This window comes from Mesorhizobium sp. Cs1299R1N3 (assembly GCF_037179625.1).
Taxonomy (GTDB): domain Bacteria; phylum Pseudomonadota; class Alphaproteobacteria; order Rhizobiales; family Rhizobiaceae; genus Mesorhizobium; species Mesorhizobium salmacidum.
This window is the reverse complement of sequence record NZ_JAPYKQ010000006.1, coordinates 86,823-110,257: the sequence shown is the minus strand read 5'-3', so window position 1 is coordinate 110,257 and position 23,435 is coordinate 86,823. Positions and strand designations below refer to the sequence as shown.

25 protein-coding genes are annotated in these 23,435 nt (G+C 64.7%); 15 read left to right on the top strand and 10 right to left on the bottom strand.

All coding sequences use genetic code 11. The annotated features are described in order from the left end of the window. Positions 1 to 19: 19 nt before the first annotated feature. The 3 genes from O7B34_RS15700 (at position 20) to O7B34_RS15690 (ending at position 2,709) form a co-directional block, all read left to right on the top strand. Positions 20 to 637: a LysE family translocator gene (locus O7B34_RS15700; RefSeq protein ID WP_337146896.1), complete on the top strand. Its 618-nt coding sequence runs from the start codon at positions 20 to 22 to the stop codon at positions 635 to 637. 177 nt (positions 638 to 814) lie between these two features. Beyond that, the gene (gene cysK / locus O7B34_RS15695; protein WP_337146894.1) at positions 815 to 1,795 is read left to right on the top strand and encodes a cysteine synthase A; all 981 of its coding nucleotides are present in this window, start codon (positions 815 to 817) and stop codon (positions 1,793 to 1,795) included. Positions 1,796 to 2,082: 287 nt separating this feature from the next. Continuing rightward, positions 2,083 to 2,709 (top strand): glutathione S-transferase family protein, encoded by a 627-nt coding sequence (locus O7B34_RS15690; protein WP_337146893.1) that lies wholly within the window; start codon positions 2,083 to 2,085, stop codon positions 2,707 to 2,709. 36 nt (positions 2,710 to 2,745) lie between these two features. Here O7B34_RS15690 and O7B34_RS15685 read toward each other — a convergent pair whose 3' ends face one another. Together O7B34_RS15685 and O7B34_RS15680 are read right to left on the bottom strand one after the other, a co-directional pair. Then, entirely contained in the window at positions 2,746 to 3,990 is a 1,245-nt protein-coding gene (locus O7B34_RS15685) for an RNA polymerase sigma factor (protein ID WP_337146892.1), read from the bottom strand. A gap of 7 nt (positions 3,991 to 3,997) precedes the next feature. Further along, on the bottom strand, positions 3,998 to 4,366 hold the full coding sequence (locus tag O7B34_RS15680; protein WP_027142565.1) for a YciI family protein: 369 nt from the start codon (positions 4,364 to 4,366) through the stop codon (positions 3,998 to 4,000). Between the two features lie 257 nt (positions 4,367 to 4,623). Between O7B34_RS15680 and O7B34_RS15675 the strand changes: the two genes are divergently transcribed. From O7B34_RS15675 to O7B34_RS15665, 3 genes are all read left to right on the top strand, one after another. Beyond that, positions 4,624 to 5,583, top strand: a complete 960-nt coding sequence (locus tag O7B34_RS15675; RefSeq protein ID WP_337146891.1) for a TAXI family TRAP transporter solute-binding subunit — start codon at positions 4,624 to 4,626, stop codon at positions 5,581 to 5,583. 65 nt (positions 5,584 to 5,648) lie between these two features. Next, positions 5,649 to 7,769 carry a TRAP transporter permease gene (locus O7B34_RS15670; RefSeq protein ID WP_337146890.1) on the top strand — a complete coding sequence of 707 codons (2,121 nt, stop codon included), beginning with the start codon at positions 5,649 to 5,651 and terminating at the stop codon, positions 7,767 to 7,769. A gap of 76 nt (positions 7,770 to 7,845) precedes the next feature. Continuing rightward, positions 7,846 to 8,229 (top strand): DUF1850 domain-containing protein, encoded by a 384-nt coding sequence (locus tag O7B34_RS15665; protein ID WP_337146889.1) that lies wholly within the window; start codon positions 7,846 to 7,848, stop codon positions 8,227 to 8,229. Here the strand turns inward: O7B34_RS15665 and O7B34_RS15660 are convergent. The 3 genes from O7B34_RS15660 to O7B34_RS15650 form a co-directional block, all read right to left on the bottom strand. Next, complete coding sequence (locus O7B34_RS15660) at positions 8,142 to 9,869, bottom strand: SDR family oxidoreductase (protein ID WP_337146888.1); 1,728 nt, start codon at positions 9,867 to 9,869, stop codon at positions 8,142 to 8,144. The two genes, O7B34_RS15665 and O7B34_RS15660, sit on opposite strands and share 88 nt — an antisense overlap. An 89-nt stretch (positions 9,870 to 9,958) precedes the next feature. Next, positions 9,959 to 10,396, bottom strand: coding sequence for a thiol-disulfide oxidoreductase DCC family protein (locus O7B34_RS15655; protein WP_337146887.1), 438 nt, complete (start codon positions 10,394 to 10,396; stop codon positions 9,959 to 9,961). A gap of 171 nt (positions 10,397 to 10,567) precedes the next feature. Then, positions 10,568 to 10,708, bottom strand: a complete 141-nt coding sequence (locus O7B34_RS15650; RefSeq protein ID WP_084636462.1) for a hypothetical protein — start codon at positions 10,706 to 10,708, stop codon at positions 10,568 to 10,570. Positions 10,709 to 11,110: 402 nt separating this feature from the next. On the opposite strand from O7B34_RS15650, the gene O7B34_RS15645 reads away from it, so the two are divergent. The 3 genes from O7B34_RS15645 (at position 11,111) to ligD (ending at position 15,127) form a co-directional block, all read left to right on the top strand. After that, positions 11,111 to 11,617 carry a YciE/YciF ferroxidase family protein gene (locus O7B34_RS15645; protein ID WP_027142569.1) on the top strand — a complete coding sequence of 169 codons (507 nt, stop codon included), beginning with the start codon at positions 11,111 to 11,113 and terminating at the stop codon, positions 11,615 to 11,617. Between the two features lie 108 nt (positions 11,618 to 11,725). Next, on the top strand, positions 11,726 to 12,595 hold the full coding sequence (ku, locus tag O7B34_RS15640; RefSeq protein WP_337146886.1) for a non-homologous end joining protein Ku: 870 nt from the start codon (positions 11,726 to 11,728) through the stop codon (positions 12,593 to 12,595). Positions 12,596 to 12,604: 9 nt separating this feature from the next. After that, complete coding sequence (gene ligD / locus O7B34_RS15635) at positions 12,605 to 15,127, top strand: DNA ligase D (RefSeq protein WP_337146885.1); 2,523 nt, start codon at positions 12,605 to 12,607, stop codon at positions 15,125 to 15,127. 217 nt (positions 15,128 to 15,344) lie between these two features. Here the strand turns inward: ligD and O7B34_RS15630 are convergent, their stop codons facing one another. Then, positions 15,345 to 16,019 (bottom strand): ArsR/SmtB family transcription factor, encoded by a 675-nt coding sequence (locus tag O7B34_RS15630; RefSeq protein ID WP_337146884.1) that lies wholly within the window; start codon positions 16,017 to 16,019, stop codon positions 15,345 to 15,347. A gap of 68 nt (positions 16,020 to 16,087) precedes the next feature. On the opposite strand from O7B34_RS15630, the gene O7B34_RS15625 reads away from it, so the two are divergent. From O7B34_RS15625 to O7B34_RS15615, 3 genes are all read left to right on the top strand, one after another. After that, the gene (locus O7B34_RS15625) at positions 16,088 to 16,303 is read left to right on the top strand and encodes a DUF1127 domain-containing protein (protein WP_337146883.1); all 216 of its coding nucleotides are present in this window, start codon (positions 16,088 to 16,090) and stop codon (positions 16,301 to 16,303) included. Positions 16,304 to 16,395: 92 nt separating this feature from the next. Then, on the top strand, positions 16,396 to 16,728 hold the full coding sequence (locus tag O7B34_RS15620) for an NIPSNAP family protein (RefSeq protein WP_140749876.1): 333 nt from the start codon (positions 16,396 to 16,398) through the stop codon (positions 16,726 to 16,728). Next, a complete protein-coding gene (locus O7B34_RS15615) occupies positions 16,725 to 17,069 on the top strand; it encodes an antibiotic biosynthesis monooxygenase family protein (protein ID WP_337141080.1) in 345 nt (114 codons plus the stop codon). Before O7B34_RS15620 ends, O7B34_RS15615 begins: the two co-directional genes overlap by 4 nt. Positions 17,070 to 17,287: 218 nt before the next feature. Here O7B34_RS15615 and mbfA read toward each other — a convergent pair whose 3' ends face one another. Beyond that, the gene (gene mbfA / locus O7B34_RS15610; protein ID WP_337141081.1) at positions 17,288 to 18,271 is read right to left on the bottom strand and encodes an iron exporter MbfA; all 984 of its coding nucleotides are present in this window, start codon (positions 18,269 to 18,271) and stop codon (positions 17,288 to 17,290) included. Positions 18,272 to 18,443: 172 nt separating this feature from the next. On the opposite strand from mbfA, the gene O7B34_RS15605 reads away from it, so the two are divergent. The 3 genes from O7B34_RS15605 (at position 18,444) to O7B34_RS15595 (ending at position 20,431) form a co-directional block, all read left to right on the top strand. After that, positions 18,444 to 18,767, top strand: coding sequence for a hypothetical protein (locus O7B34_RS15605; protein WP_337146882.1), 324 nt, complete (start codon positions 18,444 to 18,446; stop codon positions 18,765 to 18,767). Positions 18,768 to 18,918: 151 nt separating this feature from the next. Then, positions 18,919 to 19,902 carry a threonine/serine dehydratase gene (locus tag O7B34_RS15600; protein WP_337146880.1) on the top strand — a complete coding sequence of 328 codons (984 nt, stop codon included), beginning with the start codon at positions 18,919 to 18,921 and terminating at the stop codon, positions 19,900 to 19,902. Between the two features lie 103 nt (positions 19,903 to 20,005). Next, on the top strand, positions 20,006 to 20,431 hold the full coding sequence (locus O7B34_RS15595; protein ID WP_337146879.1) for a hypothetical protein: 426 nt from the start codon (positions 20,006 to 20,008) through the stop codon (positions 20,429 to 20,431). On the opposite strand, the gene O7B34_RS15590 is transcribed toward O7B34_RS15595, so the two are convergent. Genes O7B34_RS15590 through O7B34_RS15580 form a run of 3 tightly spaced genes read right to left on the bottom strand, consistent with a single transcriptional unit; the run spans position 20,428 to position 23,431 of the window. Beyond that, a complete protein-coding gene (locus O7B34_RS15590; RefSeq protein WP_337146878.1) occupies positions 20,428 to 21,564 on the bottom strand; it encodes an ABC transporter permease in 1,137 nt (378 codons plus the stop codon). The genes O7B34_RS15595 and O7B34_RS15590 overlap by 4 nt on opposite strands. Further along, positions 21,561 to 22,481: an ABC transporter ATP-binding protein gene (locus tag O7B34_RS15585; RefSeq protein ID WP_337146877.1), complete on the bottom strand. Its 921-nt coding sequence runs from the start codon at positions 22,479 to 22,481 to the stop codon at positions 21,561 to 21,563. Before O7B34_RS15585 ends, O7B34_RS15590 begins: the two co-directional genes overlap by 4 nt. Further along, positions 22,478 to 23,431, bottom strand: coding sequence for an HlyD family secretion protein (locus O7B34_RS15580; protein WP_337146875.1), 954 nt, complete (start codon positions 23,429 to 23,431; stop codon positions 22,478 to 22,480). Before O7B34_RS15580 ends, O7B34_RS15585 begins: the two co-directional genes overlap by 4 nt. Between the last annotated feature and the right edge of the window lie 4 nt (positions 23,432 to 23,435).

The following is a 23,435-nucleotide window of genomic DNA, read 5'->3' as shown; positions in this document are numbered from 1 at the left end:
GCCCTTGGACGCCAACGCCATGACCCTCACCGGCTTTCTCGCCTACAGCGCCGCTCTCGGCGTCGCCGCCGCCATCCCAGGCCCCGGCGTCACGGCGCTCGTCGCACGTGCGCTGGGCTCCGGCTTTCGCTCTTCGCTCGCCATGTCCTTCGGACTGATGCTTGGCGACCTCACTTATCTGACCGCCGTGGTGCTGGGCCTGGCCTTCGTCGCGCAGGAGTTCGGCATGGTTTTCCTGGCGATCAAATGGGCCGGCGTCGCCTATCTCGCTTTCCTCGGCTGGCGCTTCTGGACCGCCGGCATCACGCCCGAAACCATCGAGGCCAGGAAGGGCAAGGGCGGCTTGCTGTCGAGCTTCATTGCCGGCCTCACGGTGACTCTCGGCAATCCAAAGACGATGATCTTCTATCTCGCCATCACGCCGACCATCGTCGACCTGAAGACCATCACGCTTGCCGACTACGGCATTCTCGTCGCGCTGACGGTCGTCGTCCTGTTCGTCGTGCTGGTGCCCTACCTGGCGCTGGCGGCCAAGGCGCGCTGGTTCCTGAAGTCGCCGCGCGCGCTAAAGGTGCTGAACCGCACCGCCGGCGCCTTCATGGTTGGCGCGGCGGCGGCGATCGCTGCTCGCCAGTAGGACGTTTCTGCCAAACCATTCCCTGGCCCGGCTGTTTCGAGAAATGCTTTTCCGAGGGCCAGGCGTTTTCAGCACAGGCCCCACTCGGATATTTTCCAGCCGCAGCCTATCTTGCGCGGCTGAAAGCCCTATTCTGTCGGCTACTGCCAATTGCCTGAAATCCAGGGAGCGAAACCAATGAACAAGCCCGTCACTTCAGCCCGCGTGCCCGGCCGTGGCCGTATCTACAATTCCATCACCGACACGATCGGCGATACGCCCCTGGTACGGCTCGACAAGTTCGCGAAGGAGAAGGGCATCGTCGCCAATCTGCTCGCCAAGCTCGAATTCTTCAATCCGATCGCCTCGGTCAAGGACCGTATCGGCGTGTCGATGATCGAAGCTCTGGAGGCAGCCGGCAAGATTACCCCCGGCAAGACCACGCTGATCGAACCGACATCCGGCAATACCGGCATCGCGCTTGCCTTCGCCGCCGCCGCCAAGGGCTACAAGCTGATCCTGACCATGCCGGAGACGATGTCGGTCGAGCGCCGCAAGATGCTGGCGCTGCTCGGCGCCGAGCTGGTGCTGACAGAGGGGCCGAAAGGCATGAAGGGCGCCATCGCCAAGGCCGACGAACTGGCCGCGACGATCCCCAACGCCATCATTCCGCAGCAGTTCGAAAACCCGGCCAATCCGGAAATCCACCGCAAAACGACAGCGGAGGAAATCTGGAACGATACCCAGGGCGAGATCGACATCTTCGTCGCCGGCATCGGCACTGGCGGCACGATCACCGGCGTCGGCCAGGTCTTGAAGAAGCGCAAGCCCGCGCTGCATGTCGTCGCCGTCGAGCCGGATGCCTCACCGGTGCTGTCGGGCGGCCAGCCCGGCCCGCACAAGATCCAGGGCATCGGCGCCGGCTTCGCGCCCAAGATCCTCGACACCACGGTCTATGACGAGATCGTCAAAGTCTCCAACGAGGATTCCGTCGCCAATGCGCGCCTGATTGCCCGCCTCGAGGGCGTGCCGGTCGGCATCTCGTCGGGCGCGGCCCTGCAGGCGGCAATCGTCGTCGGCTCGCGGCCCGAAAACAAGGGCAAGACGCTGGTGGTGGTCATCCCCGACTTTGCCGAGCGGTATTTGTCGACGATCCTGTTCGAGGGGCTGGGGGCTTAACCCTCGCATTCTTCCCTTCTCCCCTTGTGGGAGAAGGTGGATCGGCGCGTAGCGCCGAGACGGTTGAGGGGTGTTCCAGCGGAGTGAGGCGTTGGTGTTCCCTGGAGCACCCCTCATCCGACCTCGCTTCGCGAGGCCACCTTCTCCCACAAGGGGAGAAGGAAAGGTCCCGCGAGCGCCTGGCCCGCTGAAAAACTCCTCGTGGCCGTCGGCGCGCAGCTTGAGCCGACCCCTACTTCCGGTTCATATCACCCCCGGCCCGCGCACGACTGGCCGGGGAGGATTTCATGTACAAGCTCTATACACGTCCCGGCAGCGGCGGCTTCGTCGTCGAGGCGGCGCTGGCGCTGATCGATGCGCATTTCGAACAGATCGACGTGCCGAAGACCGAGGCGCCCGATCCGGCCTTCCTCGCCATCAGCCCGTTGAACCAGGTGCCGGTGCTGACCTTGCCGGACGGACGCTCGATCACCGAATCGGCGGCGATCTGCATCCTGCTCGCCGAGCGCCACCCGCGGGCCGGCCTGGCGCCGGCGGCCGATGAACCGGCGCGCGCCGAGTTCCTGCGCTGGATGGCGTTCATGTCGTCGGCCCTCTATCCGGCGATCCTGCGGTTCTACTATGCCCATCGCTACACGGCGGATGCCGAAGGTACCAAGGCGGTGAAACAGGCGGCGGTCGCCGAGATGGACCGCGGTTTTGCCGTCGTCGATGCCGCCTTGCGCGGCCGTGACTGGCTCGCCGGCGACAAGATGTCGGTGGCCGACATCTATCTCGTCATGCTGGTGGCCTGGCATCCCGACATCGACAGGGCGCGGGCGGCCTGGCCTGATATCGAGCGCCTCTGGGCGCGATTGCGGGAGCATCCGCTTATGAAGACGCTCAACACATCGCACGAGATGTGGCCGGCCTGAACGGACGGACCGAAAAGCCGGCCGCGCTCCGGGATCTCACTGCACGAGCGCGGTGCGTTTTTCCTGCAGGAACCGGCGCACCGCCGGATCGCGCTCCAAGCCGATCGCGCGATCATAGGCTTCGACAGCCTGCGGTCCCTGGCCGAGCCTGGCCAGCAGGCCGGCACGCGCGGCCCAGTAGGGCTGGTAGTCATCGAGCCGCTTGTCGTCACCCAGTACGTAAAGGGCCGCCAATCCCGCCACCGCGCCCTCGGTCTCGGCGATCGCCACCGCGCGGTTGATCGCCACCACCGGCGACCCCGCGATCGAAAACAGCGCGTCGTAGAGCTCGCGGATCGCGATCCAGTCGGTGCGGCCGGTCAGCCGCCGCGCCGTATGGACGGACTGTACCGCCGCCTCCAGTTGGTAGCGGCCGATGACGCCCTTGGTCGCGGCGCCGCGAAGACATGCTTCGGCCTCGTCGACCAGGGCATGGTCCCACAATGCATGATCCTGCTCGGCAAGCGGCACATAATCTCCGGCCGGGTCGCGCCGCGCCGCGCGGCGCGCCTCCGCGAACAGCATCAGCGACAGCAGGCCCAGCGCCTCGGGTTCGTCCGGCAGCAGCGAGGCAACCAGCCGGCCGAGCCAGATCCCTTCGGTGGCGAGGTTGCGGCGCCGCGTCTCGGTACCGGCCGGGTCGGACCAGCCCTCCGCGAAAGCGGCGTAGATCGCCTCCAGCACCGCGTCCAGCCTTTCACCGAGTTCGGTCCGCTCCGGCACGCGGAACGGAATGCCGGTCTCGCGGATGCGGCTCTTGGCGCGCACCAGGCGCTGGCCCATCGTGGCCGGCGAGAGCAGGAAGGCGGAAGCGATCGTCGCGGCATCGAAGCCGAGGATGGTCTGCAGGATCAGCGGTGCCCGCACGCCGGATTCGATCGCCGGATGGGCGCAGGCGAACATCAGCCGCAATCGTTCGTCCGGCAGGTCCTCGTCGGTCATGCGTGCCTCCGCTTCCTCGGCAATCAGCTTGAGATGGTCACGGCCGGCTTCGCTGGTCAGCCGCCGCCGCACCGCATCGACACGCCGCCGCCTGGCTACGGCGAGCAACCAGGCTCCCGGCTTTTCCGGCACGCCGGTGCGCGGCCAGCGTTCGAGCGCCGCCGCAAAGGCGTCGGCCAGCGCATCCTCCGCGGCGGCCACGTCGCGCGTGCGCGCGGCGAGCCAGGCGACCAGCTTGCCATAGCTTTCCCGGGCGGCGGCCTCGGCGGCCGCCCGGGCGATATCCGGGCGACTGTCCATCACGCCGTCATTTCTTGGGCATATAGTCGGCCATTTCCCAGATCGGCCGCAACTCGACCGTGCCGGTGCTGGCCGCCGGACAGCGCGCCGCCCAGTCGATGGCGGTATCGATATCGGCCGCCTCGATCATGTAGAAGCCGGCAAGCTGCTCCTTGGTGTCGGCATAGGGACCGTCGATCACGTTGGTTTTGCCATCGGCGATCCGCACCGAGGTCGTCGCCTGGGTCGGGCGCAGCCTTTCGCCGGCCAGCCACGCACCGGACTTCTTCAACGCTTCGGTATAGGCGGCATAGGCCGCGCTCATCTGCTGGGCTTTCTCGACCGGCGTGTTCGCCAGCGCGGCTTCATCGTTGTTGATCAAAAGCATGTATCGCATGGGTCTTCTCCCGTGGTTTGGAAGGCCGCTTCGTTGCGGGCCGAACGTATGTCGCGCGTCGGCGACCGATTTCGACAGGTTGCGGAAAAAACTTTCGGCTCCGGCCGCGCCTTGCGCAAGCGGGTATGTGTTTGGCGACCTCTCAACCATTCGTCTAACGCGTGGAATTGCGGGTTGGCATTTCTCTTTCGCTGCCTAAACTCGCCTCTGTCCGTGTCAGGGAGGTGATGCGGCCACTATTTCAGGGAGGAAACCAGATGTTGAATTTCAGAACGAAATTCGTTGCTGCCGGCGCGATGGCGCTCTCACTTGGCCTTGGTGCGGTGTCGGCCAAGGCGCAGGAATTCATCAATGTGCTGACCGGCGGCACTTCGGGCGTCTATTATCCGCTCGGCGTGGCGCTGTCGGAAATCTACGGCAAGGGCATCGAGGGTGCCCGCACGCAGGTGCAGGCGACCAAGGCCTCGGTCGAGAACCTCAACCTCCTGCAGCAAGGCAAGGGCGAGATCGCGTTCGCGCTCGGCGATTCCGTCAAGATGGCCGCCGAAGGCAACGCCGAGGCCGGCTTCCCCGGCAAGCTCGACAAGCTGCGCGGCATCGCCGCCATCTATCCCAACTATATCCAGATCGTCGCCAGCCAGGAGTCCGGCATCAAGACGCTCGCCGACCTCAAGGGCAAGAGCCTGTCGGTCGGCGCGCCGGCCTCCGGCACCGAGCTCAACGCGCGCGCCATCTTCGCCGCCGCGGGGCTGAAATATGAGGACCTCGGCCGCGTCGAATACCTGCCCTTCGCCGAATCGGTGGAGCTGATCAAGAACCGCCAGCTCGATGCCACGCTGCAATCGGCCGGGCTGGGCGTCGCCTCGATCCGCGACCTCGCCACCTCGGTGCCGATCAATGTCGTTGCCGTGCCGCCCGAAGACGTCGCCAAGATCGGCTCGCCCTATCTGTCGGTGGTCATTCCCAAGGGCACCTATGAAGGTCAAAGCGAGGATGTCGCCACGGCCGCCGTCGGCAATTTCCTCATCACCCGTGCCGATGTCTCGGATGAGACCGCCTACCAGATGACCAAGCAGCTGTTCGAGCATCTCGACCAGCTCGCCGCCGCGCACGCCGCCGCCAAGGCGATCGATCCGGCCAAGGCGCTCGACGGCATGCCGGTGCCGCTGCATCCGGGAGCCGAGCGCTATTACAAGGAAAAGGGGCTGTTGAAGTAAGGTATCGCGGCAATCCGACATGTCTTCGCGAGGCATTGCAATTCGCCTGCTTGGGAGCGCATCCAATGAGCGAAACACCGTCTGGAGCGATAGCCGACGGCAAATCGTCCCTCTCCCATCTCCCCCCGGGCGAAGAGCAGGTCGAAGGGTTGCCGCCGGGCTTCGGCGACGGCATCGCCGGCAAGGCGGCGTTCGCCATCGCGGTCGCCTTTTCCGCCTTCCAGATCTACATCGCCGCCTATGGCAGCCTTCCGAGCCAGGTGGTGCGGGCCATGCATGTCGGCTTCCTGCTGCTGCTCGGCTTCGCCCTGATTGCCAATCTGCGCGCCACCAGCCTGCCGGCCAAGGCCGCGTTCTGGGCGCTCGGTGTGCTCGGCTTCGGCACCGGCCTCTATAACTGGGTGTTCTATACCGACCTCATCCGGCGCTCCGGCTTTCTGACCACGCCGGACCTGATCGTCGGCGCGGTGCTGGTGGTGCTGGTGTTCGAGGCGGCCAGGCGGCTGATGGGCCTGCCGCTGGCGGTCATCGCCTTCATCTTCCTTGCCTATTGCTTCGTCGGCAACCATCTGCCGCCACCCTTCATCCATCGCGGCTATGATTTCGCCCAGCTCGTCGACACCTTCGCCTACGGCACCGAAGGCATTTACGGCACGCCGATCTATGTCTCGGCCGCCTATATCTTCATCTTCGTGGTATTCGCCGCCTTCCTCGAACGCGCCGGCATGATCGCGCTGTTCAACGATTTCGCTCTCGGCCTGGTCGGCACCTGGCGCGGCGGCCCGGCGCAGGTCTGCGTGCTGTCTTCGGCGCTGATGGGCACAATTTCCGGCTCCGGCGTCGCCAATGTGGTGGCGAGCGGCCAGTTCACCATCCCGCTGATGAAGCGCTTCGGCTTCCGCTCGGCCTTTGCCGGCGCCGTCGAGGCGACGTCCTCGATGGGTGGCCAGATCATGCCGCCGGTGATGGGCGCGGTCGCCTTCATCATGGCCGAGACGCTGAACATCCCCTATGCCGACGTGGTCAAGGCAGCGATCATCCCGGCGCTGCTCTATTTCGGCGCCTGCTTCTGGCAGGTGCATCTGGAGGCCGGCAAGGCAGGCCTGCGCGGCATGGCCAAGGCGGACCTGCCAAACCCCTGGGACGCGGTGCGACAACACTGGCCGCTGGTGCTGCCGCTCGCGGCACTGATCTACCTGCTGTTCGCCGGCTACACGCCGGTCTTCGCCGGCACGATGGGCCTCGCGCTGACCATAGTGCTGATCCTCGGTACGCCGCTGGCAGCGCTGATCGGGCCGCTCGCCTTCCGCGTCGTCTTCTGGCTGGCGCTCGGGCTTGCCGCCGCCTCCTTCATGAAATTCGGCATCAACATCCTCAGCCTTGTCATCGCGGCACTCGTCATTGCCTGCCTTGCCTTCAAGGGCGGCCGCGAGACGCTGCAAATCTGCATCGACTCTCTTGCTGAAGGCGCAAAGAACGCGCTGCCGGTGGGCATCGCCTGCGCCATCGTCGGCATCGTCATCGGTACGCTGACGCTGACCGGCGTGGCCTCCACCTTCATCGGCTGGATCATCTCGATCGGCGAGAACAATCTGTTTCTGTCCCTGGTGTTGACCATGTTGACCTGCCTGGTGCTGGGCATGGGCATCCCGACCATCCCCAACTACATCATCACCTCGTCGCTGGCCGGGCCGGCGCTGCTGTCGCTCGGCGTGCCGCTGGTGGTCAGCCACATGTTCGTCTTCTATTTCGGCATCATGGCCGACCTGACGCCGCCGGTGGCGCTGGCCGCCTTCGCCGCGGCGCCGATGGCCAAGGAGAGCGGCCTCAAGATCGGCATCCAGGCGACCAAGCTTGCCATTGCAGGCTTCGTCGTGCCGTTCATGGCGGTCTACACGCCGGCTTTGATGCTGCAGGACGCCGGACCGATCGCCGCGCAGTTCGGCTATCCCGTCGAGGTCGCCTACATCGTTCTCAAGGCGTGCATGGGCATCGTGCTGTGGGGCGCCGCGGCGGTCGGCTTCCTTTCCACGCGCATGGCCTGGTGGGAGCGGCTCGTCGCCTTCGCCGCCGGCGTGCTGCTGGTGGCGGCGGTGCCGTTGACCGACGAGACCGGCTGGGCGCTGTCGCTGGCCTGGGTCGGCTGGCATGTCTGGCGTGCGCGGCAGGCGCCGGCCAGGGCATGATCCCGAACCGAAGGTCAGCGAACGCAAAAAACGGGGCCCGGTTTTCGCAGGAGATCCTGCTCAAACGAGGAACCGCATGAGCCTGTGCATCCTCGCCGCCGGCAAGACGGTGACGCTTGGCGTTGCCGCCTTCACGCTGGCCTGGACCCATTCGGTGGAACGGACGCGCTGGGAGGAGGACTGGACGGTGCAGCCCTCCGGCCTGCAGGTGATAGAAGCCCGCATCAAGGGCTCGGGGGCCGGCATGGAGCCGCCGGAAGGTGCCGAACTGCGCGACGGCTGGTGGGTCTATGCGCCCAAGGTGGGCGCGCAGCGTCGCATCCTGCTCGCAGCCTCCGGCGCGACCGGCGATGGCTGGACGCTGTGCACGGTTCAGGGCTGCCTGGCACTCGGCAAGACGGCGGGCGAGACGATCTCGCTTGAGCCATGCGAACCCACAGGCTTCAGCCAGCCGCGATAGCGCACGATCAGGCCGGTGAGCGGGTGTGAAATCTCGACATGGAAGCGGAATTTTCCGTCCTCGACGGTCTCGAAGGAGGTCGAGCGCGGGCAGAGCCACATCGGCAGTGGCAGGCCGAGAATGCTCCAGCGCCGCAGGATCAGCTTCAGCTTGTGGCCTTCGGCCACCAGCGCCATGGCGAAGGTCAGCGGGCCGAAGCGCTCGCATAACAGGCGCTCAGCAAGCCCACGTCCCGCGAACTGGCGGCTGGAGAAGCTGCGCGCGCCGAATGTCCGCGTCCAGGTTTCTCCATCCGGGTCGACGTCGAAACGGACACGAACCGGGATGTCGGCGGCAGGCCCTGGGAACCCGACCAGCCATGCCGTTAGCCGACCAAGAATGTTGCGTCCGCGCTCGACGCGGGCACGGCCTTCGGCCATTCCAGCCCGATCATGCATGGCTTGGATTTCGCCGGGCAAACCTTGCCAGGCGTCGCCGAGCAGATCGGCATAGAGCGGCCTGTCGGTATCGCCGCTGTCGTCGCGAAAGCCGGGATAGATCGCCCTGCCGGCGAACAGGGCCTCGTAGTCGGCAAGCTCGAGGTCGTTGACGGCGGCCCTTGCTCCGGGCGCCGGCGGATGTCCGTCGAGCGCCTTGCGAACCAGCGCCTCGACAGCCATTGACGGGATCAGCGGCCCGTCATCGCCTTCCGCCAGCAGATGCCAGGAGCGCTTGACCAATGCGCCGGTCGGGTCGGCACCCTCGACGGCCACGAACATGCCGCCGCGATGCTCGCCCCAGCGCAGGCGATTGGACGCCCAATGCATCAGCGGGGCGAGCGGCGACAGCGAGCGGACCAAGCCGATGCGCGCCAGCCAGGCAAGGCCGATCAGGGCGCGGTGCAGGGTTTCGGGAACCGGGCCGGCGCCCATCCAGATGGTTTTGGTCTGCGGCCACAATTCGCCCAGCGCGCGCAGGTCCGGCACGTCGACCAGCGAGAACAGCGTGTTCCCCAGCGGCACGCGTCCCGGCGGCGCGATGGTGGTGCGCATCTGTTCGGTCAGCGGATGGCCCCGCGCCTTGACGCCGCCGCGCAGCAGCGTGACCGGCTGTCCGGCGTAACCCGCGATGGCGCGGATGACGTTTTCGCCGACGCCGGCATAGGGCGACGGCGCGATGCCGCCCCTGATCGTGTCGACCCGCGCCATCCCGGATGAGAGCCGGCGCACCACCGCAGCGGTGAGCACCGGGAAGCTGGAGACGCCGGACAGCACGAACAGCCCTGCCCGTATGGCGGCCGCGTCGAAGGCCGGCATGCCGGCGACGAAGTCCGACCCGTCGGCGAGATCGAGATAATTGACGCCTTGTTCGATACAGGCCTCGACCAGCCGGTAGCAGCCCTCGCCATAGGCCTGGAACGGGCCGCTAGCGTCGACCAGCGTGTCGGGGCGCAGCGACGCCAGTTGCGCGGCGAGATCGCCATCGCGATCGAACACGGCCGGCATCAAGCGCGCGGTGACTGAACCGCGGTGTCCGCACCAGGCCGCGGCCTTCGCCAGCGAACGGCCGGCGACCATGATGATCAGCCGGGGCTCATTCTCCAGGAGCTGGACGATGCGGCCGCCGAAGGTGCCGTAGCCGCCGACGATGAGAAGCTTCATGCGCTTGCCCCCAAGCCAGTCTTACTTACAGCTTCTGATTTCATGCATGTCGTTGTCCCGGAACCGAAGACGCTTCCGGGCGACATGCATTAGCCGATCAACCGCCCGCGCAGTTCGGCCGGCGGGACGTCGCAACTGTCCTTCCTGCCGAACAGGGCATAGCGATTCCTGGCGATGCGATCGTAGAGCCAATCGCGCAGCGGGCGCGGCAACAGCAACAAAGCCCTAGCCGCCCGCCAAGGCCAGCCAAGCTCGGCCATCACGGCGACAAAACTGTCGAGACGGGTGAAGGGAACGCCGCCGACAAGGACGAGATTGGTTTCGTAGCTGTTGGTCGTCAGGTTGTATTTGCGGAACAATGCCTCGCCGAGCGGCGATTGCGCGGTGGCGAAACGGAAGCGCGCCTTGCGGTCGAGGCGCACCACCATGCGCACGAAGCCTGAACAGAACACGCAGGCGCCGTCGAAGACGATCAGCGGATGGCTTGCATCAAAGGCTAGGGAAGGCGGCTTGGGACGGTCGGTCACGCTGGCCTCGGCTGCTTATGTCCCCAGGACACTAAGCCAGCCGATGGCGACGTCAAAGACGCGGCGATGTCGCACGCCGTCTGTCGGCGAAAGTCGGGCGATAGGCGGTGGCGCGGGTCTCGACGCCCGGCCTGCAGATGCGGCTGTTGTGGCGGCTTTCGAAGGTCATGGTCAGTGCGCGCCCAGCGACGTGCCGCGACGGGCGCAGGCCGGACCCGGGCCGCGCATGTAATAGCGCTCGGGCCGATAGGTCGGCGCGACGAATTCGCGGATGGCGGCGACATAGCCGATGAGGTGCGTGAGGAAATTCATTTTACCTGGTCCCTGTCCCGATTTTCGGATGTCCCTTCCGAATTGCGAGAACGATAGCATCGAGGCGTGAATACTCAGTGAACGTGATGTTAATTTCTGGTCGAAAACCCGTCGCTTCGTGGCCGGAATGCGGCTGATTCGGGGTGTTTCGGTGCCTTTTGTCGCCATTTCGTCCGGTGTGACTTTTGCATCACATATGTTTCGTTTGAATGTCGCCTTGGCGCGCTTGTGTTTCAACTTTCGTGCCGCCCTTGGAATTTCCTTACCGGTTGGCCGGCAGGCCCGGAACCGCCCCGCGCAGCGGACGTTGGGATCACAGGACCGGCATTGCCGGCTTAGAGGCATTGCCACTGGCAGGCCGCAATTCTGGACACAAGCAAGAGCAATGGAAAGGCTGAAATCATGGGTTTCTTTTCGAAGGACATCAAAACGCTGGACGATCTCTTCGTGCACACGCTGCGCGACATCTATTATGCCGAGAAGCAGATCGAGAAGGCGCTGCCGAAGATGGTCGGCAAGGCAACCGATCCGCAATTGAAGGCCGGCTTCGAAAAACACCTCGAACAAACCAAGGGCCATATCGAACGCGTCGAAGAGGTGTTCGAGCTGCATGGCGTAAAGGCCAAGCAGGTGAACTGCCCGGCCATTGACGGCATTCTCGAGGAGGCCGACGACGTCAGTGGCGATGTCGACGACAAGGATGTTCTCGACGCCGCGCTGATCGCCTCCGCGCAGGCGGTCGAGCACTATGAGATGACCCGCTACGGCACCCTGATCGCCTGGGCCAAGCAGCTCGGCCGCAGCGACTGCGCCAATGTGCTGGCCAAGAACCTTAGGGAAGAGCAGGCGACGGATCGCAAGCTGACCGAAATAGCGGAAAGCAAGATCAACCTGCAAGCCGCCGAATAGGGGCTGACAGCCGGGGCCGGCGGCAACCGCGCCGGCTCCAGCCGGGCAGGATTGGAACCCATCGGGGTGGTCGTCCGTTGCAGCTGATCTTTGTCAAGGGAAATCATCATGGCGCCGCGCCCGGCCTGGAAAGGCTATCTGAAGCTCTCGCTGGTCACCTGCGCCATCGAACTGACCAATGTCGTCACCCATGCCGATAAGGTCTCATTCCACATCCTGAACCGCAAGACCGGCAACACGGTGAAGCGTATCTATGTCGACGCAGAGACCGGCAAGCCGATCGAGGAGGGCGACGAGATCAAGGGGTACGAGATCGACAAGGGCGATTTCGTCCATATAGAGGAGGACGAGATCGAGGCGGTGCAGATCGAAACCTCGCACACGATGAGCCTCGACGGCTTCGTCGACAAATCCTCGATCCGGCAGATCTATCTCGACACGCCCTACTATGTCGCGCCGGCCGACAAGGTTTCGGAAGACGCTTTCGCCGTCATCCGCGACGCCATGGCGGGCAAGAAGATGGCCGGGCTGGCGCGCATCGTTCTCTACCGCCGTGAGCGTCCGGTGGTCATCGAGCCGCTCGGCAAGGGCATGGTGCTGACCACGCTGCGCTACGACAATACGGTGCGCCAGCCGGAGACGGTCTTCGGCGACATCGAGGCGGTGAAGACCGATCAGGAGATGACCGACCTTGCCGAGCTCATCATCGACAAGAAGAAGACGAAGTTCGATCCTTCGAAATTCGACGACAAATATGAGGAAGCCCTGCTCGAACTGATCCGCGCCAAGAAGGCGGGGCACAAGGCGCCGAAAGCCAAGGCGGCGCCCAAACCCTCCAACGTCGTCAACCTGTTCGACGCGCTGAAGAAGAGCCTGTCGTCGGATTCAGGACCGACGAAGCCATCCTCGGCGAAAGCCAAGCCGGCGGCCAAACGCGCCAAGGCGAAAAGCGCTGCGCCGAAGCGCAAATCGGCCTGAGGATACGAGATGGCCAGCAGCCTCGAACAGTACCATTCGAAGCGCGACTTCAAGAAGACGGCCGAGCCGGCCGGCAAGGTTGCGCGCGGGAAGAAGCACGGCGGCATCTTCGTCATCCAGAAGCATGCCGCCACAAGGCTGCATTACGATTTTCGCCTAGAGCATGACGGCGTGCTGTGGAGCTGGGCGGTGACGCGCGGTCCCAGCCTCGACCCGCACGAAAAGCGGCTGGCCGTGCATGTCGAGGATCACCCCATCGACTATGCCGGCTTCGAAGGCACCATCCCCAAGGGCGAATATGGCGGCGGCTCGGTCCTCGTCTGGGACGAGGGCACCTGGACTCCTGAGGGCGATCCGGCCCAGGCGATGAAGAAGGGGCATATCAATTTCGCGCTCGAGGGCCATAAGCTGCGTGGCAAATGGCATCTGGTGCGGCTGCGGCCGCGCCCCGGCGAGAAACGGGACAACTGGCTGCTGATCAAGTCCGACGATGCCGCCGCACGCCCCGGCGAGGACATTCTGAAGGACGAGCCGAAGTCGGTGAAATCAGGCCTGACGATCGAGGAGGTCGGCGAAGGCAAGGCGGCCAAGGGCGAGAAGCCGAAGGTCTGGCACTCGAACAAGCCGGCCGCCAGCAAGGCGAAAGGCACGGCCAGGAAGCTCGACTTCATCGAGCCGCAGCTGGCCACGCTGGAGCGGGACGCGCCGCCCGGCCAGGACTGGCTGCATGAGGTGAAGTTCGACGGTTATCGCATGCAGGCGCAGATCGCCGGCACCGAGGTGCGGCTCTTGACCCGCACCGGCCTCGACTGGACGGAAAAATTCGGCGGCGAGATCGCGGCCGAGCTCGCTGGGCTGAAATGCAGCGATGCCATCATCGACGGCGAGATTGTCGTGCTGGCCGACAGCGGCGTGTCGTCCTTCGCGCTGCTGCAGCAGGATCTGTCGGCGAAGCGGACAAACCGCTTCCTCTACTATGTCTTCGACCTGATGCGGCTCGACGGCAAGGATTTGCGCCGTGAACCCCTGGTCGAGCGCAAGCACGCCTTGCAGGACCTGCTCGGCGAGCAGGCCGACAATGCGGCGGTGCGTTTCTCCGACCATTTTACCGAACCCGGCAAGATCATGCTGGAACATGCCTGCCGCATGGGGCTGGAAGGCGTCGTCTCGAAACGCGCCGATGCGCCCTACCGCGGCGGACGCGGTCCGACATGGGTCAAATCGAAATGCACGGCACGGCAGGAATTCGTCATCGGCGGCTATCTGCCGTCGGACAAGACCGGACGCGGCCTGCGCTCGCTGCTCGTCGGCTATTTCGAAGACGGCAGCCTGCACTATGCCGGCCGTGTCGGCACCGGCTTCTCCACCAAGGGCGCCAACGACCTGAAGAAGAAGCTCGACGCGCTGAAGGCAGACGCCTCGCCTTTCGATGCGGCCGTGCCGAAGGGCAAGGGCCTGGTCTGGGTCAAGCCGGAGCTGGTCGGCGAAGTGGAATTTCGCAGCTGGACGTCGGACCGTATAATACGCCATGCTTCGTTCCAGGGGCTGCGCGAGGATAAGCCGGCGGAGGAAGTCGTGCAGGAAAAGCCGAAGCCAGCGACAGATAAGGCAGCGACAGGCAAGGTCCCAGCCAAGGCCAAGCCGGCGGCAAACGCCAATACGGCGGGAACGGCGGCGAAAACCACCGTGAAGCTGTCCCACCCGGACAAGCTTCTGTGGCCCGACGAAAAGATTTCCAAGCAGGCCCTGCTCGATCATTACGCGCTGGTATGGCCGCGCATGAAGCAGTTCGTGGTCGAGCGCCCGCTCAGCCTGGTCAGGGCGCCGGATGGCGTCGGCGGCCAGCGCTTCTTCCAGAAGCATGCCTCGGCCGGCATGCATGCGAAGATCGAGAAGACCAAGGATCCCACGGATGGCGAGGAAATCCTGTTCATCCGCGATTTCGACGGCATCGCGGCGCTGGTCCAGCTCGGTGTGGTCGAGATCCACATCTGGGGCTGCACGATCGACAAGCTAGAACAGCCGGACCAGATCGTCTTCGACCTCGATCCCGACGAAGGCGTCGATGTGAAAGCGGTTCGCGAGGCGGCGCTCGACATCAGGGGCAAGCTCGACGAGCTGTCGCTGCCCAATTTCGTCAAGACATCGGGCGGCAAGGGCTTTCATGTCGTCGTGCCGCTGAAACCGGCGGCGGATTGGGCCGAGGTCAAAGGCTTCGCCCATGATTTCGCCAGGGCGCTTGAGCAAGGCGCGCCGGACCGCTACACGGCGACGCTGTCGAAGAAGGCGCGCACCGGAAAGATCTTCGTCGACTATCTGCGCAACGGCAGCGGCGCGACCACCATCGCACCATACTCGTCGCGGGCCAAGAAGGGCGCGACGGTGTCGATGCCGGTGACCTGGGCCGAGATCGAGGCCGGCCTGCCGCCAAACGCCTTCCCGATCGGCGACAAGACGACGCTGAAGCGGCTTTCGGAAGCCGATCCGTGGGCGGATTTCTTCAAGAAGGGCAAGGTGCTGAAGCGGGGGTAATTCGACTTCGACGCCGTGGGGCATCACTCCTCTGGCCTGCCGGCCATCTCCCCTCAAGGGAGATCGATGTCACGATGGCTTTCGCTAATTTCCAACATCGGAAAGAAGGTGCCGGCATCGAAACTGCCAATCTCCCCCCTCGAGGGGGAGATGCCCGGCAGGGCAGAGGGGGGCGCTGTCCCGCCGGCATCGCGAAAGGACCGTCGCCGGCCTCCTCTCACCCCAAAAACACCCTCTCGAACGCCTGCTTGCCCGGCGGCGAAAACACCACGGCGCGGCTGTCCTTCTCGCGGCGCGCCCATTTCTCGGCAAGGATCTTGTCGAGGATGGCGGCGCCCAGCGTCCCGGCGAGGTGCGAGCGCCGCACGCTCCAGTCGAGGCAGGCGCGGCACACCGGCCGCCGCGGCTTGGTGTAGACATCGATGCCTATCGCCGCGAAGTGCGATGCGGCGGAGGGTCCGAGCCTGATCTCCTTGTCGTCGCGGACCAGGATGTTTTTCTCGACAAGGCGATCCAGCATCGCAACGGCCTGCTCGCCGGCAAGGTGATCGTAGCAGACGCGCGCGATGCGCATCGCGCCGTCGCGAGGACCCGGCCGCACGCGCTTGGGGCCAACGGCTTCGGCCACGCCGGTGATGGCTTCGATCATGCCGGCCACTTGCGGGCCAGCCAGCCCGTAATAACGATGCCGGCCCTGGCTGGCCAAGGTCAGCAACCCGCCCTCCATCAGTTTGGACAGATGCGAGGAGGCGGTCGGCAGCGACACGCCGGCCTCCAGCGCCAGTTCGCTCGCGGTCAATGCCGTGCCGCCCATCAGGGCGTTCAGCATGTTGGCGCGGGCCGGATCGCCGATCAGGCTGGCGATGCGGGCAATATCTGGTCCTTCACGCATGGTTTGATCCTCATCGAAGCATTCTTGTCAGGTAAACATTATTCTCCGACCAGATCAAGGAGACGACGATGGCCGCACGAACCGCTTTCACCCCCGCACCGTTGCCCCGCCGCCAATCGTTCCCGTTCATCAGCTGGGTCCGCTCGCGGCTGCCGGCCCGCTGGTATGACCGCCACTTGCAGCGCCGCGACCTCCGCGAGATCGACGACCATCTGCTGCGCGACGTTGGCCTGACACGGGAAGATGTACGCCGCGAATGCGCGAAGTCCTTCTGGCAGGCGTGATGTCAGGACATTTGCCTAGCAGATCGGACGACACAACGGTTCGACGCCGCTCGAACCATCGACGCGATAACACTCTTCAAGGAGAGACCGAGATGACCATAACCTGCTTCATCCGCTATGAGATCGACCCGTTCGGCAAGGCCGCCTTCGAGGAATATGCCCGCAACTGGGGCCAGGCCATTCCGCGCTGCGGCGCCGATCTGATCGGTTATTTCGCGCCGCATGAGGGCTCGGCCACGACGGCCTATGCCGCCTACAACATCGAGAACCTGGCCGCCTACGAAGCCTATCGGGCCCGGCTTGCCGCCGACCCCGCCGGCAAGGCAAACTACGAGTTCGCCCGCCGTGAACGCTTCATCCTCAGGGAGGACCGCATGTTCCTGAAACTGGCTTCCGGCCCGCACGCGCCACTGGTGAAGCTATGATCGCCGTCATCTTCGAGGTGCAGCCCGCACAGGGCCGGCGCGAGGCTTATCTGAGCATCGCCGCCGATCTGCGGCCGCTGCTCGACGGCATCGATGGGTTCATCTCCATCGAGCGCTTCCAGAGCCTGGCCGACCCGAACCGGATCCTGTCGCTGTCGTTCTGGCGTGACGAGGAGGCGGTCAAGGCCTGGCGCAATACCGAAGAACACCGACAGGCGCAGAAGGCAGGGCGGGGCGGCATCTTTGCCGGCTATAGATTGCGGATCGCGCATGTGGTGCGGGATTACGGGCTGACGGAAAGAGACGAGGCGCCGGCGGACAGCCGGGCGGTGAATGGGTAGCGCGACGCTTCTTCCTTCTCCCCTTGTGGGAGAAGGTGGCCTCGCGAAGCGAGGTCGGATGAGGGGTGTTCCAGCTTGGCTCGTAAATTTCGTCCAGCACGGACGCATAGCGAGAACTTCACAAGCGTCTCACTCCGCTGGAACACCCCTCATCCGTCTCGGCGCTACGCGCCGATCCACCTTCCCCCACAAGGGGGGAAGGGAGGCAAGGGCAGCGCTCAAGCATTCCCGATCAGCACACCCGCCGCGAACACCAAGGCACCGCCGAGAACCACCTGGAAGGCGGCGCGCAGGAACGGGGTCTGCATGTAGCGGTTCTGGACGAAGGCGATGGCCCACAATTCGAAGAACACCACCACCGCGGCAACGCCGGTCGCTGTCCAGAAATGCGGGATGAGGTAGGGCAGCGCGTGGCCGAGGCCGCCCAGCGTCGTCATGACGCCGACGGTCAGGCCGCGCTTGATCGGCGAGCCCCTGCCCGACAGTTTGCCGTCGTCGGAGGCCACTTCGGTGAAGCCCATCGAGATGCCGGCGCCGATCGAGGCGGCGAGACCGACCAGAAGCGTCTGCCACGTATCATGCGTTGCAAAGGCGGCGGCGAAGATCGGCGCCAGCGTCGACACCGATCCGTCCATCAGCCCGGCCAGACCCGGCTGCACATAGGTGAGAATGAACTGGCGCTGCTCGGCGGTCGCCTCCTCGACCCTGACTTCGCCCGGGACATGTTTCTGCTCCAGCGCATGCGCCGAGCTTTCATGGCCCTGTTCGGCCGCGGCCAGGTCGTTGAGCAGTTTTCGCGTCGAGGCATCGCTGGTGCGCTTGGCCGCCTCGACATAGAACAGATAGGCTTGCCGCTCCATCGCCTCGACCTGGCCGCGCACGGCCTCGATGCCGAGCGGCCGCACCAGCCAGTCGGGCTTGCGCTCATAGTAGCCCTTCACATGGTCACGGCGGATCAGCGGAATGCGCTCGCCGAAGCGCTTGCGATGGAGCTCGATCAACGAGTCGCGATGGCCGTCCTCCTCCTTGGCCATCGCCTCGAACAGTTTGGCCGATTGCGGGAAAGTCTCGGCCAGTCCGTCCGCATAGGCCCGGTAGATGCGCCCATCATCTTCCTCCGATGAAATGGCCAACGCCAGGATCTCTTGTTCGGAGAGCGATTCGAAGGAGCGGCGGCCGAAGCCGAAAACACGGGAAAGCATGAGGAAATCACCCTAGTTTAGAATCGTTCTAAACTAAGGTTTACGGCGCCCGTGGTCAATCACGCGCTTGGCCACGGTCAAGAATAGTTGAAGCCCGGCCTTGGGCATCGCCCTTCAGTATTGCCGAATGTTCACCTATATATGGCACCAAGCCAAAGAAAAGGAAGAGCTGATGACGGCCAAGAAGCCTCCGCACGCCTATGACCCGAAACCGGCCCTCGATCTCATCGCCAGCATCGAGGCCGACCTGCAGCGCCTGAAGGGGCTGGTCGAGCAGCAGGTCGAGAAATTCGACCCCGCCAATCCGCACAACAAGGCGCCCGACGGCAAGCTGACCGAGGAAGGCGTCGAGTGCTGCTACCGCATGTTCGATGAAGGCAAGTCGCGCTATTCGGTGGCCCAGCAGATGAAGATCTCGTTTGCCGCCGCCACGCATCGGTTCAACAGCTGGCGCAAGGCGGGTGGGGCCAAGCGGCAGCGGACGTTGCTTGGCTAGGATGGGCAGAACGGCCCGGCAGGCAGGTGAGGGGCAGCGCCGCCCGTGGGGTTATGGCCCGTCAACTTGTAATGGTCACATTTTTCCATTGGTGCGCCACGTGTCTTTACGGGCATTATAAGAGGATATCGCCCCTCTTGCTGGACCTCGCATGACCGCTACCACCCCTCCCGGCATCGCCGATATCCACGCCGCCGCCGCGCGCCTCTCGGGGCTGATCGTCGAGACACCGCTGATCGAATCGCAGGAGCTGAACAGGCGCTTCGGCGGCCGCATCCTGTTCAAGCCGGAGACGCTGCAGCGCACCGGCTCGTTCAAGTTCCGCGGCGCCTACAACAAGCTGTCCTCGCTGACCGAGGCGGAACGCAGCCGTGGCGTCGTCGCTTTCTCCTCGGGCAACCATGCGCAAGGCGTGGCGGCTTCGGCCGCGATGTTCGGCGTCAAGGCGGTCATCGCCATGCCGGCGGATGCGCCTGACATGAAGATCGCCAATGTCCGCAGGATGGGCGCCGAGGTGGTGCCCTTCGACCGTTTCAAGGACGACCGCATGACGGTGGTTCGCCCGTATCTCGACAAGGGCATGGCGTTGGTGCCGCCCTTCGACGATCCGGCCATCATCGCCGGCCAGGGCACGATCGGTCTGGAATTGATGCGCCAGGCAAAGGCGATCGGCGTCAGCCTCGACGCGGTCGTCATTCCCTGTGGCGGCGGCGGCCTGACCAGCGGCATTTCCGTCGCGGTCAAGGATGTCTCGCCCGCCACCGCGATCTGGGCGGTCGAACCCGAGCATTTCGACGACACCCGCCGCTCGCTGGCGGCGGGTGCCAGGGTTTCGAACGAGCCGGGCCACAGTTCGATCTGCGACGCCATCCTGACCGCCGAGCCGGGCGTCATCACCTTCGAGATCAACCGCCGCAACCTCACAGGCGCCATCGCGGTTTCCGACCAGGCGACCGCGCAGGCGATGCGCGACGCCATGGCCCATCTGAAGCTGGTGGTAGAGCCCGGCGGCTGCGTCGCGCTGGCGGCGCTGTCATCGGGCGAGATCGAGCTGTCAGGCAAATGCGTTGCCGTGGTGCTGTCCGGCGGCAATGTCGATTTCGGCACTTATGCCGGGATCATGGCGGTCGCGTAAATCGGCTTCATCTGCGATTGGACAAGCTGAAGGCGCTCGATTACTTTGGCAGGTGCTAGCATTGCGGCGATGTTCAGCGCGGCGAACGCGGTTTCGAGTAATTATGGCCCTTTCGATCTACCTTGCCACGAGGCGGAAACTGACACTCCGTGGCGTAAAGAATACATACGATAGCAATCCCATCCTTATCGACAAAGATCTATTCCTACTGTTCGTCACACTTGAGCGAGCACTGCGCTCGAAATCTTTTGACGCCGTTCAGGCGGCAGTCCAGGCCATCGAGAGTTATGCAACCTCCATCGGCAAGCGATATCTGGTCCTTTTTGCGTATTGGTATATCCGGTTTTCGGATGGAACGCCGAAAATGACCACAATCGACAATGGCTTGGAGGGCGGAGGTATGAGGATAACAATGGAATACAGGCGCGCGGTCACGGACGAAGAGATCGCTATCGCTGCTTGGGCCAAGGTCAAGTTCAGCCGATACGGGGATAGTTTCTTCCGCGTGTTGTATTCCAATCAACTTTAATCCAGCGTGCGCCTGAACCGCACCAGGGCCACGCCGGCGAACAGCGCCACGAACGCCGCCAGCCAGCCGATCTCGATCGCCACCGCCGGCAGCTGGGCTCCCTTCAGCATCACCGCGCGGGTGATGCGCAGGAAATGCGTCAGCGGAAAGATTTCGCCGAAGGTCTGCGCCCAGCCCGGCATGCCGCGATAGGGGAACATGAAGCCCGACAGCATGATCGAGGGCAGGAAGAAGAAGAAGGTGAGCTGAAGCGCCTGCATCTGCGTGCGCGCGATTGTCGAGATCGTGTAGCCGAGCAGCACCAGGGACAGCACGAACACCAGCACCGCCGACAGAAGCAGCGTCATCGAGCCGGTGAAGGGGATGGCGAACAGAAGCTTCGACGCCGCCAGCACCACCACCACCTGCACCGCGCCGACCGCCAGATAGGGCAGCACCTTGCCCATCATGATCTCCAGCGGGCTCGACGGCATCGCCAGGAGATTCTCCATCGTGCCACGCTCGGTCTCGCGCGTCAGCGCGATCGAGGTCATCATCACCATGGTCATCTGCAGGATGACGCCAAGCAGGCCGGGCACGATGTTGTATTGCGAGATGCCTTCGGGATTGTAACGCCGGTGCACAACGACATCGAGCTGGCCCCTGGCGGCCTCGGCGGCGGCTTCCTGCATGCCCTGCGCTCTCAGCAGCGCCTGGCCGGCGATGGTGCCGAGCGTCGATATCGCGCCGCTGGCGACCGCCGGATCGGTGGCGTCGGCCTCGATCAGGATCTGCGGCTTGTCGCCGCGCTCGACACGCCGGGCGAAATCGGCGGGGATGGTGACGACGAAGGCGACGTCGCCGCGCGCCATCAGGAACTCGGCCTCGTCAGCGCTTTGCGCGACATTGTCGAAGCGGTAATAGCCCGTGGTCTGCAGCGCCGAGACCATGGCGCGGGTATAGGGATCGCTGCTGGTCGCCACCAGCGCCGCCGGCAGGCTTTTCGGGTCGTTGTTGATGGCGTAGCCGAACAGGACGAGCTGTATCAGCGGCACGCCCAGCATCATGGCGAAGGTGATGCGGTCGCGTCGCATCTGGATGAACTCCTTGATCAGCAGGGCGCCGAGCCTGGCGAAGGAAAAGACGCTGTTCATGCCATATTGTCCTTCGATCCCGACATGAACTGGATGAAGACATCCTCCAGGCTGGTTTCGCCCGGCATCACCGTCACGCCCTTGTGCTCTCTCTCGATATCGCCAAGCGCTGCTTCGAGCTTCTTGCGGTCGGAACCGACGACATGTAGCGTGGCGCCGAACGGCGCCACCTGGTCGACGCCGGGACGGCCTTGCAGCGCTTGGGCCACCTCGTCGAGCCGCGGACCCTGCAGCACGAAAGTGGTCAGGCCCGCATTCTTCACCACCTCGGCGACGGTACCGGTGGCCAGCATCTTGCCGTAGGAGATATAGCTGATGCGGTGGCAGCGCTCGGCCTCGTCCATGTAATGAGTGGAAACCAGCACGGTGAGCCCGCCGCTGGCCAGGCGATGGATCTCGTCCCAGAACTCGCGCCGCGCCTTCGGGTCGACGCCGGCCGTCGGTTCGTCGAGCAGCAGCAGTTTCGGCTTGTGCATGATGCAGGCGGCCAGCGCCAGACGCTGCTTCCAGCCGCCGGACAAGGTGCCGGCCAGCTGGTTGCGGCGCGTCGCCAGGCCGAGGTCCTCCAGCGTGCGCGCGACATATTCCTCGACCGGCTTCAGCCGGTAGAGCCGAGCCACGAATTCCAGATTCTCGCCAATCGTCAGATCCTCGTAGAACGAGAATTTCTGCGTCATGTAGCCGACTTCACGCTTGATCCTGAGCGCATCGGTGCGGATGTTGAAGCCCAGCACCGTGCCTTCGCCCTCGTCCGGCGTCAGCAGGCCGCACATGATGCGGATGGTGGTGGTCTTGCCCGAGCCGTTGGGGCCGAGGAAGCCGACGATCTCGCCCTCGGCGACCGACATCGTCACATGGTCGACGACGGTCTTGTCGCCGAAGCGCTTAACCAGGCCGTGAACGTCGATGGCGTTCATTTTCCCATATCCGCGAGATCGACATCGACGATCTGGCCGGGCTGAAGCGGCCCCGCATCGCCCTCCGGCCGCGCCTCGACGAGGTAGACCAGCTTCTGCCGGTTCTCGAGCGAATAGATCACCGGCGGGGTGAATTCGGGATCGGGCGAAACGTAACTGACGCGCGCCTTCACGTCCGGGCCGCAGCCGTCGCAACGGACGCTGAGCAGGCTGCCGACCTTGACCGAGGAGAACGCGCTTTCCGGAATATAGACGCTGAGCTTCACCGCGCCGTCGGGAAGCACCGAGATGACAGGCGCGGTCGGGCCCGCCGTGTCGCCGGGATTGCGGATGACGTCGTTGACGCGGCCGGGCGAAGGGGCTGCGAGCGTGCGCTTGGACAGGCGCCATCGCGCCTGTTCCAGTTCCGCCTGCGCCTGCTTGACCTGGTTGTCGGCGGCCTTGATCGTCTCGGGCCGCGCCGGCAGGCCGCCGACGGCGAGATTGGCCTCGGCCTGGCCAACCTGGGCATTGGCGGTTTCCAGCGTCGCCGAAGCGGTGTCATAGTCCGCTTGGGTGCCGGTACCGCGCTTGAACAGATCGGAGGCGCGGTCGTTCTTTCGCTTGGCGTCGGCGGCCTGTGCCTTGGCCATATCGACCTCGGCCTTCAGCACGGCGATCTCTTCCGCCCGTTTGCCGACCTGGAGGTCGGCAAACTGTGCCTGCGCCTGTGCAAGGGCCGCCTGCGCCTGCGCCACCGCGATCTTGGCGTCGGCATTTTCGAGTGTCACCACGGTGGCTCCCGGCGTGACGCGATCGCCGCGCTTCACTGTCACCGTCTCGACCTGCGCCACCTCGATCGGCGCCAGGAGCACATAATCGCCCTCGACATAGCCGACGGCGAGCGGTGCCGCCGGGGCGCAGGCAGCGAACAGTTGGGCAGCGAGCGGCAGCGAACACAAAATGCTCATTGTC